This is a genomic window from Streptomyces glaucescens (genome assembly GCF_002154375.1).
Lineage (GTDB): Bacteria > Actinomycetota > Actinomycetes > Streptomycetales > Streptomycetaceae > Streptomyces > Streptomyces glaucescens.
The window spans coordinates 1-2677 of sequence record NZ_MUND01000881.1; the positions used below are offsets into that span (position 1 = coordinate 1).

General features: G+C 75.3%; 2 protein-coding genes. Both read right to left on the reverse strand.

What is annotated here, in order from left to right; genetic code table 11:
• A partial coding sequence (locus tag CCN42_RS38785) for a sensor histidine kinase (RefSeq protein WP_107427723.1) occupies positions 1-2038 on the reverse strand: 2038 nt, incomplete at its 3' end.
• A 31-nt stretch (positions 2039-2069) separates the two neighbouring features.
• Positions 2070-2677: MHYT domain-containing protein (locus CCN42_RS38790; protein ID WP_086741893.1), on the reverse strand; the 608-nt coding region annotated here is incomplete at its 5' end.

Sequence of the window (2677 nt, forward strand, 5' to 3'; positions counted from 1 at the left end):
GTGCGGGACGGTCGGCCGGGGTGGGGACGGCCCGCACGGGTGTCTTCCGGTGGCGGGGATCGCCGTGCACGCGCGCGTGGGCGCGTTCCTCGGCCGGCTGTCCCGTGGCTCGCTCGCCGGGCGAACGTTCCGCCGCGCCGCCGTGCAGCAGCGCCTTGGGCAGCAGGACGACGGCTGTGGTGCCGCCGTAGGGCGAGGTCCGCAGGTGCACCTTGATGTCGTGCCGGGCTGCGAGCCTGCTGACCACGAAGAGCCCGAGCCGGTCGCTGTCGAACAGGTCCAGTGCCTCGGACTGCGCGATGCGCCGGTTGGCCTCGGCCAGGGTCTTCGGGCTCATGCCCAGGCCGCGGTCCTCGACCTCGACGGCGTATCCGTTGCCCACGGGCTCTCCGGTGACCCGCACGCGCGTGTGGGGCGGTGAGAACTGGGCGGCGTTCTCGATGACCTCGGCGAGCAGATGGGTGAGGTCGGTGACGGCGGCGCCGATGACGAAGGCCTCGGGGAGCTGCCGTACCTCCACCCGCGCGTAGTCCTCGACTTCGGACACGGCCGCGCGGATCACGTCGGTCAGGGACACCGGGATGCGCCAGGCCCGGCCGNNCTGGCTGCGGCGGGCGAGGTTGACGAAGACGCCCGAGATGCCGCTGGCGAGTTCGGCGCGCTCCACGGCGGCCCGCAGCGCCGCGCGGTGCACGGTGCCCAGGGCCTCGGCGACCTGCCCGGCCTCGTCCTCGGCGGGCGGTCCGGGCGGGGCCTCCGCGCGGATGTCGATCTCCTGTCCGGCGCGCAGTCTGCGCATGGCGTCGGGGAGTTTGCGGCGGGCGATCTCCAGGGCGCCGTTGCGCAGGCTCACCAGTTCGACGACGAGGCTCCGGCCGATGCGCACGGAGATGACGAGGGAGGCGGCGACGGCTGCGAGGCCGAGGAGGACCGCCGCGCCGGCCGGGGTGAGCAGTCCCCGGGTGAACGGGTCGGCGCGGTCCGCGACGCCGCGGGCCGCGTCCTGCTCGATGCTCCGCATGCCGTCCTGTACGCGGGCGTGTGCCTGCCGCCAGTCGGCTGCGGGTGCCGCCGCGACCGCGCGGGCGCCCGCGCCACCGGCCAGCACCCGGTCCTCCAGGCCGCCGACGGCGGCGTAGTCGGCGCCCTCGGCGAGCTCGCGCCAGGCGGCGCGCTCGTCGCCGCGCAGGTCGGCGGCGGCGGACTCGGTGAGCGTGCGGCGGGTGTCGACGGCGCCGGTGAACAGCCGGAGCCGCTCACCGGAGAGGCCGTCGGCGAGACGAGCACTGGCCAGCAGCACGTCCTCCCGGGCCAGTGCCTCACCCGCGCGGGAGAACTCCAGCAGCACGCGTGCGTCGGAGCCGAGTTCGGCGTCCTGGATGCCGGTGAGCGCGCCCCCGACGCGGAAGGCGGTCGCGATGGTGCCGGTGTAGCGCTCGTAGGTCTCGCTCCAGCCGGCGCGGCGGTCGAGTACGGCGGTGCGCAGCGGGCGCAGTTTCTCGGCGCCGGCGATGAACGCGGTGAGGCGCCCGGTGACTCCGGAGGGCAGTTCCTGGCCGTCGGCGACGGTGGCGTGCTCCCCCAGGCGGAGTTTCGCCACCGCGCGGTCGGTGCGTGCCGCGAGGCGTTTCAGCTCGCCGCTCCCGCCGGTCTCCGGGGCGGTGGCGTACCGCACGGCGGCGGCGCGCTCGGCCTGGAGGGCGGCGACGGCGTTGGCGACGGGGGTGCGGACCTCGGCGTCCACGCGCTGCAACTGACGCAGCCGGGAGACGTCCTGGGCGGTGGTGACGGTGGCGTACGCCCAGAGGGCGAGCAGGGACACGACGGGCACCATCAGCAGGCAGATGATCTTGGCGCGCACGGTCCGGGGCCGTGTGCGCCAGGGTGTCGGGCGCCGGGCAGGGCGCTCCGCCGGTGTGTCCGGGCCGTCGGCGGGTCTCTCGTCGGCCGGTGGTCCGGCGTGTGCGCGGCGGCCGCGCGCGGCGGGCCGGGACGGCGTCTCGGCGCCCGCTGTCGGGGTCCTTCTGGGTGTACGCATGGCCTCCTCGCTCGGAAGGGGGGTCGGCGGGTCAGCGGGCAGCGGTCTCGACCGGCCGTTGGGCGGAGGCGGACTCCTCGCGCTCCCCCGCCGTCGGCGACAGGGCGACGAAGGCCGAGGTCAGGAAGAGGTAGGAGCCGAGGCCCACGGCGAGGGGGAAGACGAACTGCATCGCCGTGGCCCCGGGCAGCAGGTCACCCGAGGGCGTGACCCGCACCCGCACGGCGAGCATGCCGGTGTAGTGCATGCTGCTCACCGCCGCGCCCATGACCAGGGAGGCGACGGTGACCGCGACCGGCGCCTCGATGTTGAGGGCCGCCCACAGGGCCGCCGTCGCCGCGACGACCGCGATCGGCACGGAGAGGCCGACGAGCACCGGCTCGTAGGTCACGTCGCCGTGGAGTCGTACGGCGGCCATGCCCAGGTAGTGCATGCTCGCGACGCCGATCCCGGTGGTGAGCCCGCCGAGCAGCAGCGAGCGGGTGCGGTCACGGCCGTAGCCGACGGCGAAGACGCCGGCGCAGACGACGACCATGGCGACGAGCAGGCTGAGCACGGTGAGCGGTACGTCGTAGCGGATCTCCGTCCCGCCGACCCGGAAGCCGAGCATGGCCACGAAGTGCATGGTCCAGATGCCGG